The organism is Vitreoscilla massiliensis, assembly GCF_001457815.1.
GTDB classification, from domain to species: Bacteria; Pseudomonadota; Gammaproteobacteria; order Burkholderiales; family Neisseriaceae; genus Vitreoscilla; species Vitreoscilla massiliensis.
In genome coordinates, this window is sequence record NZ_LN898221.1 from 935,369 (window position 1) to 952,132 (window position 16,764).

The 16,764-nt window shown below is 50.0% G+C and carries 13 protein-coding genes; 1 reads left to right on the forward strand and 12 read right to left on the reverse strand.

Features of this window, described 5'->3' with window-relative positions; translation table 11 throughout:
• Positions 1 to 114 precede the first annotated feature (114 nt).
• Positions 115 to 759, forward strand: a complete 645-nt coding sequence (locus tag BN3003_RS15970; RefSeq protein WP_058357610.1) for a hypothetical protein — start codon at positions 115 to 117, stop codon at positions 757 to 759.
• A 112-nt stretch (positions 760 to 871) separates the two neighbouring features.
• On the opposite strand, the gene BN3003_RS15975 is transcribed toward BN3003_RS15970, so the two are convergent.
• From BN3003_RS15975 to BN3003_RS16030, 12 genes are all read right to left on the reverse strand, one after another.
• The gene (locus tag BN3003_RS15975) at positions 872 to 1,615 is read right to left on the reverse strand and encodes a hypothetical protein (RefSeq protein ID WP_058357611.1); all 744 of its coding nucleotides are present in this window, start codon (positions 1,613 to 1,615) and stop codon (positions 872 to 874) included.
• A gap of 149 nt (positions 1,616 to 1,764) precedes the next feature.
• On the reverse strand, positions 1,765 to 3,282 hold the full coding sequence (locus tag BN3003_RS15980; protein WP_058357612.1) for a cation:proton antiporter: 1,518 nt from the start codon (positions 3,280 to 3,282) through the stop codon (positions 1,765 to 1,767).
• A 291-nt stretch (positions 3,283 to 3,573) separates the two neighbouring features.
• Complete coding sequence (locus BN3003_RS15985; RefSeq protein ID WP_058357613.1) at positions 3,574 to 4,878, reverse strand: MFS transporter; 1,305 nt, start codon at positions 4,876 to 4,878, stop codon at positions 3,574 to 3,576.
• Between the two features lie 372 nt (positions 4,879 to 5,250).
• Positions 5,251 to 6,558 (reverse strand): MFS transporter, encoded by a 1,308-nt coding sequence (locus BN3003_RS15990; RefSeq protein ID WP_058357614.1) that lies wholly within the window; start codon positions 6,556 to 6,558, stop codon positions 5,251 to 5,253.
• A gap of 76 nt (positions 6,559 to 6,634) precedes the next feature.
• Positions 6,635 to 8,416, reverse strand: a complete 1,782-nt coding sequence (gene lpdA / locus BN3003_RS15995) for a dihydrolipoyl dehydrogenase (RefSeq protein ID WP_058357615.1) — start codon at positions 8,414 to 8,416, stop codon at positions 6,635 to 6,637.
• 18 nt (positions 8,417 to 8,434) lie between these two features.
• Positions 8,435 to 9,034, reverse strand: coding sequence for a hypothetical protein (locus BN3003_RS18930; protein WP_147645457.1), 600 nt, complete (start codon positions 9,032 to 9,034; stop codon positions 8,435 to 8,437).
• Between the two features lie 131 nt (positions 9,035 to 9,165).
• Entirely contained in the window at positions 9,166 to 10,812 is a 1,647-nt protein-coding gene (aceF, locus tag BN3003_RS16005; RefSeq protein WP_058357617.1) for a dihydrolipoyllysine-residue acetyltransferase, read from the reverse strand.
• 71 nt (positions 10,813 to 10,883) lie between these two features.
• Positions 10,884 to 13,559, reverse strand: coding sequence for a pyruvate dehydrogenase (acetyl-transferring), homodimeric type (aceE, locus tag BN3003_RS16010; RefSeq protein ID WP_058357618.1), 2,676 nt, complete (start codon positions 13,557 to 13,559; stop codon positions 10,884 to 10,886).
• Between the two features lie 466 nt (positions 13,560 to 14,025).
• Positions 14,026 to 14,640, reverse strand: a complete 615-nt coding sequence (locus BN3003_RS16015) for a Smr/MutS family protein (protein ID WP_058357619.1) — start codon at positions 14,638 to 14,640, stop codon at positions 14,026 to 14,028.
• Positions 14,641 to 14,887: 247 nt separating this feature from the next.
• A complete protein-coding gene (locus tag BN3003_RS16020) occupies positions 14,888 to 15,136 on the reverse strand; it encodes a hypothetical protein (protein ID WP_058357620.1) in 249 nt (82 codons plus the stop codon).
• 208 nt (positions 15,137 to 15,344) lie between these two features.
• Positions 15,345 to 15,779 carry a hypothetical protein gene (locus BN3003_RS19015; RefSeq protein WP_187119865.1) on the reverse strand — a complete coding sequence of 145 codons (435 nt, stop codon included), beginning with the start codon at positions 15,777 to 15,779 and terminating at the stop codon, positions 15,345 to 15,347.
• Positions 15,780 to 15,821: 42 nt separating this feature from the next.
• Entirely contained in the window at positions 15,822 to 16,544 is a 723-nt protein-coding gene (locus BN3003_RS16030; protein ID WP_058357621.1) for a SanA/YdcF family protein, read from the reverse strand.
• Positions 16,545 to 16,764: the final 220 nt, after the last annotated feature.

A 16,764-nucleotide genomic window follows, 5' to 3' on the forward strand; every position in this document is an offset into this window, starting at 1 on the left:
GTCAACACCCACATCTTGCGGTTTTCCTAAGCTACAAGCGGCCTGTAAGCATTTACAGGCCGCTTATGTTATCTTCACAGCATTACCTACCACATCATTGCTAAGGGGACGGCATTGGATACGCTGTTGGATTTTGTCTTGAGCCGCTGGCTGGGCGTGCCCTTATTGTTCGCCATCGGTTTTTGGCTGCGCCGCGAAGGCTTATACCGCATCGGCTATGAACGTTTGCACGATGAACGCCCGCATTACATCAAAGACCGCGACATTTGGCTGTTGTGGCGCAGGCTTGGGCGTTTCAACCACAACATCGGTTGGTGGTACAGCCGCGTATTGGGCCCTTATTTTATGCTGATGGCGCTGGTGGCGTTTGTGTTATTGTGGATATTGCGCTGGGAATTAACCTCTTGGTTTGACGAGCAAAGACAGCAACTGTTTCCGATTGCCTTACTGGTGGTATTGGCATGGGTGTTATGCCACTGCGCCACCCCGATACAAGAGCCATTTAGCGGCCAGCGCATACCGGCCATGGGCTTAGACATCGAGCATTACAAAGACACGGTGTATACGCTGTACCAGCGCATAGAAGTACAACACGATTATTGGCAACTCGGTGATAAGGCCAACGACCAGTTTCATTTGGACTGGCTGCGTTTCGCGCCCCGTTTGATGGTAGTAGGCGCCATCATCTGGTACAGCATCATGGTGTCGTGGGCAGCGATGGCGCTGCTTCTCACCTTACAAACCAACCTTTTCGGCTAAGCCTTTGCTGTACACAACAAGCGGCCTGTAAACCCAAGCAAGTGTTTACAGGCCGCATGATTTACTGCTTCATGTCGTTTATTTCAATTGCTTTATGTCCCTCGCTTTGGCATCACTTGCCTGATTGCCCAGAGCCCACACCTTGCACCACCGCACCGCCAATGATTTGTACCGGCAAAGTCACCACATCGACCACCAGAGCCAAGGGCTGCAACAGCTGTTGTTGCCATGAAGCGGCGCTGGCATTGGGATTTTTTTCACTGCGCAACACCACTTTGAACGTATGCGGCTGTGGCAAGCGGTGCACGGTTTTGCCACTGAATTTGGCGGCGCTAATGGGCAAGTATTCAACATTGATGCCGACCGAGCAATCGTAAACACCGGCGCTGACCAGTTCATTGCAATAAAAGCCCAAGTCTTGCAATGACTGGCGCTCTCGCGGCGTGACTTGCGACAAGGGTTTGCGGTAGTTCAAACGCACTTGCTCAAACCATTGCTGTTGCTGCGGCCGCGCTGCCATCAACACCGCGCCCAAACCATCGCGTGAGTATTGTCCATTGAGGCGCACATAGCGCATGTCGACGCTTTGCCAGAGCTGATTCAGAAAACCGGCGGGCTTGCCTTGCGGCAGCATCAAATAACTGTGCGCCTTGCCCACCAATACCCATGCATCGGCATATTCGGGCAGCGGCGTTTTTGGGCGAGCCACTGCCAGCAAGGTGCCTTCTAACAACACTTGGTATTGGTAATCGGCAGCGACATCACCGCCATTCATGTCATGCCGTACATATAGACTGGCGCAGCCGCTCAAGGCGCAGGCCAGCAAGATAAGCAGCAGCTTCGCGGTGTGTTTCATCGCCTTCCTTTGCGGCTTGTGGCTCAGTGACGACCAGCCTACCCACGGGTTTAAATACACAGATTAAACCACAAACCCTGTAACACAAGCGGCCTGTAAATGGTTTGTCGCATTTATAGGCCGCATTTCACAACATTATTTTACCAACATCAGAAGTTGTTCGGGTCTTCCAAGCGTCTGACTTTGGCGGCCAATTCGGCATCGTTGATTTCCACCACGCCATCGCCGTCAACATCGGTGACTTCCTCAGGCTCGGTTGCCAAACACTCAGGGTTGTAGACAATGATGTTTTCCTTGCCATTGGCGTCTTCAGTCACCACGTATTGCAAGCCGCTGCGGTTCATTTTGTGGCACAGCCGTTGGTACCAACCGGAAAAGCCGGTCTTAGGCTCGTCTGGGTTGTAGTAAAACGCGTTCATCACCCCTGGCAAACCCAAGCCACACACCAAGCCCGACAGCAGCACGCAAATAAAGGTGTAACCAATCAAGATGTCGCTGTGGTGCGCCAATTGCGGCATGTTCGCCACCGCCAAAATCAAGGCCAGCGAGATGCCGCCACGCACCCCGCCCCATGACAAGATGGTCAAACTGCCGTGATAGCTTTTGCTTTTGACATTGCGAAATGGGATAAACGCCAAGAAGTTGGCGGCAAAGCGGCAAATGTGCAAAATCACAAACGCCACCACGCCACCGATGAGCAAGCTGGCGTGAAAATCAATGATGAACAATTCCATGCCAATTAAGGTGAACAAGAAGGAGTTGATGATGCCTTCCACCGTGTGCCAAAAGTGATTGACCTCGCTCACCTCTTGCTCGGACAATATCTCTTGCCAACGGTTGCCCACCATCAAGCCACCGATGACACAGGCAATCGGGCCAGACGCATGCGCATACAAAGCGACCAAATACGAGCCTGTGGCCAAGAACGCGGTCGATAAAATCAGCGATTCCATCTCGTGTTTGCCCTTGAGCATGCGCAATACCAACCAGCCAAATGCCCAACCAATCAACACCGCCACCGCAATTTCATAGCCCAAATTGGCCAAAGCCGCGCCAACGGTAAAGTCTTTGCCCTTAATCACCCCCAAAATTGCCATGAATAAGGCGATACACACCGCATCGTTGAACAGCGATTCGCCTTCGAGCTTCACCATCAAATGGTGCGGCGCTTTCACCGAGCTGAGCACGCCTTTGATGCCGATGGGGTCGGTCGCACCCAAAGCCGCGCCAAGCAACAACAACACCAAGATGCCCACTTTGTGACCCGTGGCAACTTGGTAGCCATACAAGGCCAAACCAAAGAAAATGGCGCACAAAATCAAGGCGATGCTGGCCAAAATGGCGATTGGTTTGAAATACGCTCTTAAATCGGTGATTTTGAATTTGAGTGCCGATGAGGTCAGAATGAAACAAATCACCCCATTGATCAGAAAATCATAGAAATTGAAGGTGCGCACCGCTTTTTCAATTTCATCAATATTGATGTGGATGTAATCGTTGTGGCCAAACAGACTCACTGCCCATTGCAACAAGAACACGAAAATGGCCGACACGATGGGCACACCGATGGCCGCAGGCAGACCCAAGGCCCGTTTATTGAACAAGGTGGTGGCAATCGACAAGGCGAATACCACCGTAAAGACTTGTAAGAAGGAATAACTTCCCATGTGTTTGGCCCCTTATTGTGTATTTTTTGTGACGATGTTATCAGGCATATTCTGATCAACAGCGTGAGTATTTTACTCGAAACTGCGCCTAACAATCATTACCATCTAACCAATTAATGTGTCAGTTTAGGTTATTTTGGCTGTTTTATGCTGCAATTTTACGGTTTTTATCGGTATGCACATCTAAAATCCATTTAACTGCAACAAACTGTCCAACACTGTACACCAAGTCACCACAACAATGCGGCCTGTAAACTCTTACAGGCCGCATCTTCATGCCAAACCAGCTGTTTAACGCTCAAATTTCTGCATGTAGAGGCCGCAACAAGCCACACTCAACGCCGCCAAGAACAACACATAATACATCGCACCGATGTCGCTGTAGCGGCTGAGCCACTGCACCACCGGTAAGGTCAAACCACCGATGATGGCGTAAGAGACATTGTAAGAAAACGAGATGCCGGTAAAACGCACCGGCGCAGGATACATGCGCACCATCAACATCGGCACCACCCCAACCGCACCGGCAGCCAAACCCAAACTCGCATAGGCAATGAAGATGGCATTGGCACTCCACGCGCCTAAGGCGTTGTAATACACCAGCGCGCACACAAACACGGCGATGCTGCCAAAAATCATGGTTTTGCCACCGCCCCATTTGTCGGCCAACCAGCCAAACAACACGCAGCCTACCACTTGCATCACGATGCCTGTTGATTGCAACACAAACGCATCGGCACGGTCATAGCCAAAAGTGCCGATCAGCAATTGCGGCATCGACAGCAATACCACCACCACGCACGCGGTCAAAAACCAAGTGAACAACATGCCCAATACCACCGCCACACGGTGCTCTTGCAATACCGCCTTCACGGGCAAGCCTTGGTACAACTGCTTGCGCTCTTGCATCGCCTTGAACACCGGCGTTTCTTTCAAATACGAGCGCAAATACATGGTGATAAAGCCCAAGAAGCCGCCGATGACAAATGGAATGCGCCACGCCCAATCGTGGATTTCGGCTTCGCTGAACATTTTGGCGATGGCCAAAGACATCAGCGCCCCCAATAAAATCCCGAACGACAAACCGGCCGTCAGCGTGCCATTGGCAAAGCCAACGTGTTTGGGTGGCACGTGTTCAGACACAAACGTCCATGCCGCCGGGATTTCACCGCCGATGGCGATGCCTTGGATAATGCGCATCAATAATAGTAATAAGGGCGCAGCATAACCTATGGTGGCGAATGTCGGCATCAAGCCTATGCACAAAGTCGGCACCGCCATTAAGAAGATGGACAAGGCAAACAAGCGTTTGCGGCCTATCAAATCACCAAAATGCGCCATCACCAAACCACCCAAGGGACGGAAGAAATAGCCAGCGGCAAAAATGCCATAAGTATTGAGCATGGCCCAAAATGGACTCAAATCGCTGGGGAAGAACATTTCGGAAATGATTTTGGCGTAAAACACATAAATCACAAAATCGTAAAATTCCAGTGCACCGCCAAGTGAAGAGAGCGATAAAGTGCGGTAATCGTCGCGATTGAGCCAGCGATTGCCATGCACATCATCGTATTGTTGGATTTTTGGTTCTGTCATATTCTGCTTTTTATATTATGGATAAACACTGATTGCACTATGAACATGCGCATCATTCATTTATTCGGTTAGATTTATGAATAACACAGCAATATTATTTCAATAAATTAATTTATAATTAAAAAATTGAAATAATATATTAATACAATCAAAAAATATGTCAATCCATGATACAGCCAGCATTTACTAGAATACATGCACTTAGATATTGACATTTAGTTACGATAGAAACAAAATACCAATTACATAGATGGACGAGCTTATCCACATTGCCCATAAATTAAGCATGGACGTAAGTGACTGAAAGCTAAGCCATATCAAATGTTATCAACACCCTTATGCACATATTCTGTGTATGAATCCTTGTCGCTGTTATTTACAGGCCGCCTCAAACCATTTGCGATACGCACTGCCCAGTAATGCAAACAGCGCACACAAAGCACTCAAATACAGCCACGCCCCCCAGCTGATGTGAGCATTCAGCCATGCCACCAAAGGCAAAGACAGCCCGCCGAGCAAAGCCGACGACAAATTGTAAGTGGCGGCCATGCCGCTTAAGCGTATCGGCGCCGGAAAGCGCACCACCATCTTGCCCAAACACGCGCCACTGCCAGCACACAGCGCCATCAGCGCATAGGCCAGCGCCAACACCGCCACAGGCAATGCGTGCAAACCAAAATAAAACACCGCCGCCGCCAACACCATCACGCTAGCCCCGACCCAAGCACTGCGGCTGATGCCGTATTTGTCCGCCAAACGCCCAAAGGCGATGCAACCAAATGCTTGCAAGGCAATGCCAGCCACTTGCCAAGCCGTTGCTTGCACCGGGCTCAAACCCAATTGTTGTTGCAACAATTTCGGCATCGCCAACAACACCACCGCCACACTGGCGAGCAAAAACCAATTGATGCCCATGCCGATGATGAGCAAGCGCTTGTGCGAGCGCCACACTTCGGCCAAAGGCAAACCTTGGTAGAGCAAACGGCGCTGTTTGATGGCCATGAATATCGGCGTTTCCTGCAGGTGTTTGCGCATCCACACCGCCAGCAAACCCAATACCCCGCCCAACACAAATGGCAAACGCCATGCGCCCGCTTGCACAGTGTCGCTGCTGAATGCGGCCTGTAAACCCATCACCGACAGCGAGCCCAATAAAATGCCCATGGACAAGCCCGCAGTGAGCAAGCCATTGGCCAAACCGACTTGGTTGACCGGCACTTGCTCAGACACATACGTCCACGCCGCCGGCACTTCGCCGCCTATGGCCACCGCTTGTACCACCCGACACAACAACAGCAACAAGGGCGCGGCGATGCCGATTTGCGCATATGTCGGCAACAATCCCATGGCCAGCGTCGGCAAGGCCATCAACAACAGCGACCACGTGAACATGCGTTTGCGCCCCAACCTGTCGCCCAAATGTGCCATGACCAAGCCGCCTACAGGCCGCATCACATAACCGATGGCAAAAATGGCATAGGTATAGACCAAGGCCCAAGCCTCGCCCAAACTGGCAGGAAAAAACAAATGGCTCAATATCGGCGCCATCAAGGCAAAAATCATGAAATCGTAAAATTCCAAGGCACCGCCCAAAGACGACAGCGCCAAAACCTTGCTGTCTTGCCAAGCCAAGCCGCGCCGTACCGGCAAAACATCGGCAGTCATGCTGTGTTGCTTCATTGTGGTTTCCATGTGTGATGTGTGTGGATAAAAAAATGGCTGCCTGCAGGTGCAGACAGCCAGAGGGAAAAATGAATTATTTTTTGCGCATCGGCGGCAAATCGGTACAAACGCCCAAAGCCACTTCCGCTGCCATGCCTATGGATTCGCCCAAGGTCGGGTGCGGATGGATGGTTTTGCCGATGTCTTCGGCATCACAACCCATTTCGATGGCCAAGCAGATTTCGCCTATCATGTCGCCTGCGTGTGTGCCGACGATGCCACCACCGATAATCAAGCCGGTTTCGGCATCGAAGATCAACTTGGTAAAGCCTTCATCGCGGCCATTGGCAATGGCACGGCCTGAAGCAGCCCATGGGAACACCGATTTGGTGATTTTGATGCCATCGCGTTTGGCGATTTCTTCGGTCACGCCCACCCAAGCCACTTCAGGATCGGTGTAAGCCACGCCCGGAATCACGCGCGCATCAAAGAAGGCTTTGTGACCGGCACAGTTTTCTGCCGCCACATGGCCTTCGTGCACGGCTTTGTGCGCGAGCATTGGTTGACCGACGATGTCGCCGATGGCATAAATATGCGGCACATTGGTGCGCTGTTGTTTGTCGACTTCGATAAAGCCGCGCTCAGTCACCGCCACACCGGCTTTGTCCGCGCCGATTAACAAACCATTCGGTTGACGGCCAGCCGCCACCAACACCAAATCATAGCGTTGTGGTTCGGTCGGTGCTTTTGCGCCTTCAAACGTCACATAAATGCCGTCTTCTTTCGCTTCCACGCCCACGGTTTTGGTGTTCAGCATGATGTTGTCAAAGCGGTATTCATTCATTTTTTGCCACACTTTGACCAAATCACGGTCGGCGCCTTGCATCAAGCCGTCCATCATTTCCACCACATCCAAGCGTGCGCCCAAAGTGCTGTATACCGTGCCCATTTCCAAACCGATGATGCCACCGCCGATGATCAGCATTTTTTCTGGCACGCCTTTGAGTTCCAAAGCACCGGTCGAATCGACGATGCGTGGGTCTTCAGGAATGAACGGCAATTTGGTCACGCGGCTACCGGCAGCGATGATGGCATTTTTGAAGGCCACGGTTTTTTTGTTGCCAGTTTCTTCTGAACCTGTGCCCGTGGTTTCGGCCACTTCAAAGTGGTTGGCCGACACAAATTGCGCATTGCCACGAATCACGTCCACTTTGCGCGCCTTGGCCATGCCGGCCAAACCACCAGTAAGCTTGCCTATGACTTTTTCTTTGTAGCCACGCAACATGTCGATGTCGATTTCAGGCTCGGCAAACTTGATGCCATTGGCAGCCAAGTGTTTCACTTCATCTATCACCGCCGCATTGTGCAGCAAGGCTTTCGATGGGATACAGCCGACGTTCAAACACACACCGCCCAAAGTGGCGTAGCGCTCAATAATCGCCGTTTTCAAACCTTGGTCGGCCGCAGCAAACGCCGCCGAATAGCCACCAGGGCCACCGCCCAATACCACCACATCGTACTCAGCATCGGCCGAACCAGCGAAACTCGCCGCTTGCGGCGCTGCTGCAGCGGCTTTAGGCGCTTCGGTCGTGGCAGGCGCAGCAACGGGTGCTGCTTCAGCTTTAGGCGCATCGCCGGCAGCGGCTTCCACCACCACAATCACGCCGCCTTCAGAAATCTTGTCGCCCACAGCCACTTTCACTTCTTTGACCACGCCGGCGCTTTCCGCTGGCACATCCATGGTGGCTTTGTCGGTTTCTAAGGTGATTAAGGTGTCGTCTACCGCCACGGTATCGCCCACTTTCACCGCCACATCAATGATGTCTACATTGTCATGTCCACCGATATCGGGAACTTTTAATTCGATTAGAGCCATAATTACCTCTATTAATTTTTATTCAATCGTTTGGCACTCAAATACAATTCGACTGCTCTTACCACGCTTGTAATAAGTGTGTAGCAACTGTTCAAATTGCGGCTTACTGAATTCTTTCATGCGATTGGTTAGCAATTGCTTGCTGGTTTGCCGATACTTTTTATTCAACAAACGTTGCGATTCATTTGTCTTATAAGTTTGTGTAAGGTAATAATATTTGTAACCAGTGTAAAAATGCAAAGTCACTGAAGCATAGGCTTCTTTATTGATTTCAGTGACATCATCCCACAACAAACAATAGGAACAGGGACGATGCAGCGTTTCAACCCACATTCCCTCTCGGGTCAGGCAAAGACGTTTAGGGGCAGTTAAAATCAGAGTAAAGACCGCCCACAACATTCCATATAAAAACGTTCCCCAAAATAACAGAAAGCAGAATGCCAACAAACCTATCCAATTGGCTTTCATGATACTTTGAGTAACAGTCCAAATATGAAAAATGGTCATCACCAAAGGAATCATCGCCCCTGACATCAAAAATACAAAGCCAAATCCCAAACCCCAATAATGTGTCTGAGAATATTCAATAATGGTTGCTTGGCTTGTATCAAGATTCATGTCGATTCTTCATCCCTATGCCATGTTCACTGTGTGACATGCAGTTATATACTGTTTACAACCTCATTTTCTTAATGTTTGATTTAGCAACTCTAAGCGGCCTGTAAACATTTACAGGCCGCTTTTGAGTCTTACAAAATCACGCGACGGAAATCGGCCAATAACTGCGCCAAGTACACAGTAAAGCGCATGCCTGCGGCACCGTCGATGACGCGGTGGTCAAACGACAATGACAATGGACACATCAAGCGCGGCGTGAACTCTTTGCCGTTCCACACCGGTTTGATTTGTGATTTGCACACGCCCAAGATGGCCACTTCTGGTGCGTTCACAATCGGTGTGAAGCCAGTGCCACCGATGCCGCCCAATGAAGAAATGGTAAAGCAAGCGCCTTGCATTTCTTGTGGTTTGAGCTTGCCATCGCGGGCTTTTTTCGACAATTCGGCCAATTCCAAGGAAATTTCTTTCAAGCCTTTTTTGTCGGCGTCTTTAATCACTGGCACCACCAAACCATTCGGCGTGTCGGCGGCAAAACCGATGTTGAAGTATTTTTTCAACACCAAATTGTCGCCGTCCAAAGACGAATTGAATTCAGGGAATTTCTTCAAAGCCACCACAGAGGCTTTGATGATGAAGGCCAACGGCGATACTTTCACGCCCTCGCGTTCCCATTCTTTGTTAATGGTTTTGCGGAATTCTTCCAATTCGGTCATGTCCGCGTCTTCGTTGACGGTCACATGCGGAATCATCACCCAGTTGCGCGACAGATTTTGGCCCGAAATTTTCTTGATGCGGCTCAATGGCTGTACTTCGATTTCACCAAATTTGCTGAAATCGACTTTTGGCCATGGCAACAAGTCCAAACCACCGCCCAATGAAGCGCCTGCTGTGGCAGCAGGCACGTTGCCCGATTGCATCAAGCCTTTGACGAAGGATTTGATGTCGTCTTTGGTCACGCGGCCTTTAGAGCCAGAACCTTTTACCTTGATCAAGTCCACACCCAATTCGCGCGCGAATTTGCGTGTCGATGGGCCAGCGTGCGCCTTAGAGAAGCCTGCTTCGTCTATGGCAGCCGTCGATTGCAAGATGGTGCTGGAAGCGGCCACCGGTGGCGAAGATTCTTTCACTGCTGGCGCAGGCGCTTGAGTAGCAGCAGGCGCGGGTGCGGCGGCAGCTTGAGCCGGTGCAGCGGCTGGCGCGGCAGCGCCACCTTCTACGGTGATGATGACTGTACCTTGGCTGACTTTGTCACCCACTTTGATGTTGACCGCAGTGACTTTACCGGCTGCCGTCGAAGGCACATCCATGGTGGCTTTGTCGGTTTCCAAGGTAATCAAGGTGTCGTCTACGGCCACAGTGTCGCCCACTTTGACTGCCACATCAATCACATCCACATCGCTGTTGTCGCCAATGTCTGGTACTTCCACAGACACGCTGCCACCAGCGGCAGCAGGCGCCGCTTCAGCAACCGGGGCGGCAGCGGCAGGCGCGGCTACTGGAGCGGCTTCGGCTTCGGCTGCGGGTGCAGCCGCGGCAGCACCTGATTCGACGGTAACGATGACTGTGCCTTCAGACACTTTATCACCAACACTGATTTTCACTTCTTTGACCACACCTGCGACATCAGCAGGCACATCCATGGTGGCTTTGTCGGTTTCTAAGGTGATTAAGGTATCGTCTACGGCAACCGTGTCACCCACTTTTACCGCAACATCAATCACATCCACATTATCATGACCGCCAATGTCCGGTACTTTGATTTCTACGATTTGACTCATCGTGTATTCCTTTGAACGTTTATCTCAATATGAGGCGGCCTGTAAACTTTACAGGCCGCACGTTAAAACTGTTAGCGCAACCAGCTTGGCAACACGTCTGCATCGATGCCATATTTCTCTATGGCCAATGCCACTTGTTCTTTACCGATTTTGCCCTCGTTGGCCAAGCCATTCAAAGCAGCCACCACCACGTGGAAGCGGTCTACTTCAAAGAAGCGGCGCAAGTTGGCGCGCGAATCTGAGCGACCGAAACCATCGGTGCCCAAAACGGTGTAATCGGCTTTGATACCAGCGCGCACACGGTCGGCAAACGAGCGGATGTAGTCGGTAGAGGCAATCACTGGACCTTCACGGCCTTCCAATTGGGCGGTAATGAATGGCACCTTTTGGTCGCCAGTTGGGTGCAAACGGTTATAGCGCAACACTTCTTGCAAATCGCGGTTCACCAAGTTGAATGAGGTCACGCTCCAGATGTCGGCATCAATGTTGAAGTCTTGTTTCAACAATTCGGCACCGCGGATGACTTCTTCCAAAATCACGCCCGAACCCATCAACTGCACTTTGTGGTGGCCAGTGCCATCGGCTTCTTGCAACAAATACATACCGCGCAAGATGTCTTCTTTGACATTGGCACGCTCAGGCAAGGCTGGGTGTTTGTAGTTTTCGTTCATCACGGTCAAGTAGTAGAACACGTCTTCTTGCTCAACAAACATGCGACGCAAACCGTCTTGAATGATGACAGCCACTTCGTAAGCATAGGTTGGATCGTAAGAGATGCAGTTAGGAATCAAGTCGGCCTGAATTTGGCTGTGACCGTCTTCGTGTTGCAAACCTTCGCCGTTCAAAGTGGTGCGACCGGCAGTACCGCCCAACAAGAAGCCTTTGGCGCGCAAGTCACCCGCAGCCCAAGCCAAATCGCCCACGCGTTGGAAACCAAACATAGAGTAGTAAATGTAGAACGGAATCATGGTGAAGTGGCTGTTGGCATAACTGGTTGCCGCCGCAATCCATGAGCTCATCGCGCCTGGTTCGTTAATGCCTTCTTGCAACATTTGACCCGATTCTGATTCTTTGTAGAACATCAATTGGTCAGCGTCTTGTGGCGTGTATTTTTGGCCTTTAGGGTTCCAAATACCGTATTGGCGGAACATGCCTTCCATACCGAAAGTACGGCTTTCATCTGGCACAATCGGCACAATGCGTTTGCCGATTTGTTTGTCTTTAAGCAAAGTGCCCAAGATGCGCACGAATGCCATGGTGGTAGAGAATTCGCGGTCGCCAGAAGCTTTCAATTGTGCTTCAAATGCATCCAACGATGGAATTTCCAAAGCGGTATGGTTAGGTGTGCGGCTAGGCAAGTAACCATTCAAAGATTTGCGACGCTCATGCAAATACTTCATTTCTGGGCTGTCTTCGGCCGGTTTGTAATAAGGCACGTTGCCTGATTCCAACTCAGCATCGCTCACAGGAATGCCAAAGCGGTCGCGGAATTTTTTCAGTGAGTCCAAGTCCATTTTTTTGGCTTGGTGGGCAATGTTTTGACCTTCACCAGCCGCGCCCATACCATAACCTTTAATGGTTTTGGCCAAAATCACCGTAGGACGGCCATTGGCATTGGTGGTGGCTTCATGGTAAGCGGCATACACTTTGTGTGGGTCGTGACCACCACGGTTCAAGGCCCAGATTTCTTCGTCTGACCAGTTGGCAACCATGGCTTTCAATTCAGGGTAAGCACCGAAGAAGTGGTCGCGCACATAGGCGCCATCTTTGGATTTGAAGGTTTGGTAATCGCCGTCCAAACATTCGGCCATGCGTTGTTTGAGCAAATTGTCTTTGTCTTGCGCCAACAATGGGTCCCAACGGCCGCCCCAAATCACTTTCAACACATTCCAGCCTGAGCCACGGAAATCGCCTTCCAATTCTTGGATGATTTTGCCGTTACCGCGCACAGGGCCGTCCAAGCGTTGCAAGTTACAGTTGATGACGAACACCAAATTGTCCAAACCTTCGCGGGCGGCCAAAGAAATCGCACCCAAGCTCTCAGGTTCATCCATCTCGCCGTCGCCACAGAACACCCAAACCTTACGGCCTTTGGTGCGGGCCAAACCACGAGATTCCAAGTATTTCAAGAAACGTGCTTGGTAAATACCCATCAATGGGCCCAAACCCATAGACACGGTTGGGAATTGCCAGAAATCAGGCGCCAACCAAGGGTGTGGGTATGAAGGCAAGCCTTCGCCGTCCACTTCTTGACGGAAGTTGTCCAATTGGTCTTCGCTCAAACGACCTTCTAAGAATGCACGCGCGTACACGCCCGGTGCAGAGTGGCCTTGGACGAACACCAAATCGCCATCTTCGTTTTCGTTACCGGCTTTCCAGAAATGGTTAAAACCGACATCGTATAAGGTTGCTGCTGATTGGTAAGAGGCAATATGACCGCCCAATTCCAAGTCTTTCTTGCCGGCACGCAACACAATGGCAGCGGCATTCCAGCGTATCATCGAGCGCAAACGGTGTTCCAACTCATGATTGCCTGGAGATTTTTGTTCTTTGCCCACAGGAATGGTATTGATGTAAGCGGTAGTCGCGCTAAAAGGCAAGTGCACACCGGTTCTTCGGACTTCGCGTACCAAGCGTTGCAAGATGTAATGCGCACGCTCAGGACCTTCACTTTGTAAAACCGATGCTAATGAATCCAACCACTCTTGGGTTTCGATTGGATCAATGTCTTTGAATTGCTCAGCCATATTATTATCCTTCAGCACTCAAATGTTCATAAAACAACATTATTAAACAAAACTACCCAAACTATTCACTTTTGAAACCAGTCTGATTCGTTTGTGCTCAACTAATTTGCAGAAAATTGAATACAGTATGTGCTTGTTTTGCGGGCAACGGGCTGAAGACATTAAGGTATCTGCTGGCTTTGTTGCGCCGCAACATACTGTATTTTCGGAATTATCGTATCAGCAAATCTCAGACTGAGCAATTGTTAGCCGTGACATATCTCATATTTTTTCATCATTAATGTAAACCGTTTGAAAACGGTTTTTTGAGACTATTAGAAAGAAAACGAACAAAATGAATCATGTATCATTTATTATCATCGAAATAATATAAATTATCTATTTCGCAAAAAACAAGCAGCCTGTACACTTACAGGCCGCATTTTAGGGAAAAAACCCTGCTCAAATATGTGCGAATTTCTTCGTATTATTCGCTTTCTTCTTTCCAAACCCGTTTCAATAAGATGAGGACGGCGCCGTCATTATTGCCATTGGGCTCGGTATAGGCCAGCACATCAGGGTGTTGCATCAACCAGCGGCGCACCGTGTTCTTCAAAACCGGCGCAAAACCCCGCGAGCCCAAACCGCTGCCATGAATGATTTCACCGCAAACGCCGTACTGACGTATGTATTCGATGAACTCGTTCAACACCTCTTGTGCTTCCTCTTGGGAATAACCGTGCAAATCCAAAGTGGAGATGATGCGCAGCTTGCCCGATAACAACTTATCAATGTCTTTGCGACCTTGGCCGCCTTTACTGTATTGCTTGGGCGGTGTGTCATCGGCCTCTTGGCTGACATAGAAATAATGGTCTTTATCGCCCTCTTCCAAGCGCTGTTGGCGCAAACGCGGCGGGGTTTTGTCCACATAACGTGGTGCTCGATTTTGCTGTTTTAAGGGTTTGACTGCGCCCATTTCCTTGGCAAAATCCACTTCTTCTGCCGCCACTTGCGCCGCTTCTTGTTCGCGTTGTTTTTGCTCGGCCTGCGCCGCTTGCGCTTGCTTGCCCAAGCCTTTTAACAATTGTTTAAAGTCTTCCATCTTACTGTCTTGTTCTGTCTGTGTGTTTTGCCGCTTATAATGCCACCATCGCCACGCCAATTCAAATCTGTACTGCTGCTATGCTGCTGCTTTGGCGTTGTCTAAGTGTTCTTCAGCATATTTGCATGAGCCCTTAACATACGTTAGCTTGAAAACCATATGCACATCGTTACAGCCATAATACACAAGCGGCCTGTAAACCACATAAATCATGTTTGTGGTTTACAGGCCGCATCTATTATCGTGCTTAACCGACGCGTCTGGCAGGCGGCGCCATCTCGGTCAAAGCGATGCTTTGCATGCCAGCATGGGTTTTGATGGTCACCCACATCGGCGTACCTAAATTGGGGTAAGACCAATATTGGTGCGGCACGCCGCCCAACACAAACTCGCCCACATAGGCCAAATCCTTGGCCGTGAACGCACTGGCGTGTTCACCCAATTTCAATTGCAAATATTCCAATAACCAAGCGATATCGCTTTCATGTTCGTCCATCTTCTCTCTCCTCTATAATTCACATTTCATTATCGTTATGTTGCTTACTCTCGGTACTGCTAATCTTGTGTCTACAAAATGGCATACTCCCCTGCGAAGTAAGCATATTCCATTCCAATAAACACCGTGGCGGTCGCCCATACAAAAACACCGCAATTCGGATGATTTGCGGTGTGATCAACACGGTTAAGCTCAAACAAATTCAAATCTATGATGCAGGCTTGGCTTTTTTAAACTTGCCACGACGCGATTTCTTTACAAAGCCATGGCGAATTTGCTCTAAATGCTCTTGCTCATCCACAGCTTCTAAAGGTGCCATAGACAATCTGGCCCAATACGTCATGTCTTTGCTGATTGTGTCTGTTAAACACGATAAGGTGTTGTCTACCATTTCAGCCAACATTTGTTGCTGATTTTCAGATTGATAATCCCAAAAATCAATTTCATCAAACCTGCCAATCACTTCTTTGAGTCTAAGACTGAGATACGGCGATGCCAAAACGGCATCAGAAAAAACGGGACGGCCCAAAGACCAAATGCCCGCCTCAGGATGAATCACACCTTGTTGCATGCCATACAGTATGCCCAAGGCCAACGAAGCCAGATAAAACTCGGCTTCGCGGTTGTCGGTTTCGATTTGCATATTGTTAAAGATAAGGCCTGACGTGACCTAAGGTTACAAGCCCTACTCTACGCTGGTTTTCTCGGCAGATTCAATCTTTTCTTGTTTATTGTCTGCCACTTGTGTCACAAAATCGTCATCTTCAACTTCTACTGCAAGCACATCTGCACTGCTCACAGCTTCAGCAGGCACATGCAAGCGGCCTGTAAGCATGTCCCACGCCAAGCGCATGCGCGCAAAACGCTCGCGCACATGCACACGCCAACCACCTTCCACATCGCGGGCATTGTAAGCATGGGCATTGACCTTCAAATGCCGCGCCAACATCAGCGAGCGTTGGTTGTGAAACGGCTGCGAAATGATGAGCCAATCGTCCATCAAACCTTGGCTTTGCGCATACAACACGCTGTCTATGGTGCGTGCGCCGCCCTTGTCCATGATGATTTGCGTCGCCGGCACGCCGTATTTTTGCAAATCCGAACGCATGGCTTCAGGTTCGCTGTAATCCACGCCATTGTCCGAGCCAGAAACCACGATGACATCAATTTTATTTTGCTGATACAGCAAGGCCGCCGCCTCAATGCGGTACTTATAATAGTGATTGATGGCACCATTGGCCAACACCGGCCCCGTCCCCAACACCAATCCATAGCGGTGGTGAGGCACGGCATCGACATCGTCATAGATGTCGCGGCGTGCGCGCCAAGTCACCCAACTGTCCCACGCCGCCACGCTGCCAACAGCCACAATGCCCGTACCCAATAATGCTTTAACAATCAGTCTCATCTTTGTGTGTCCGTTTTCCATTATTTATGCAGTATATTCCTACCATCTATTTGACGCTTTTATGTTTACAGGCCGCTGTGTTGTCATCCCTCATTTTGTCCAACATAGTCTGTCCTCATCGTCGCAAAATTAACCAATAGCATCATGACTTGGCAGCACTTCATTCCTCACCATCACATGCAAATAAACCAGCCCCAATGCGACCCAAAAATACCTTATA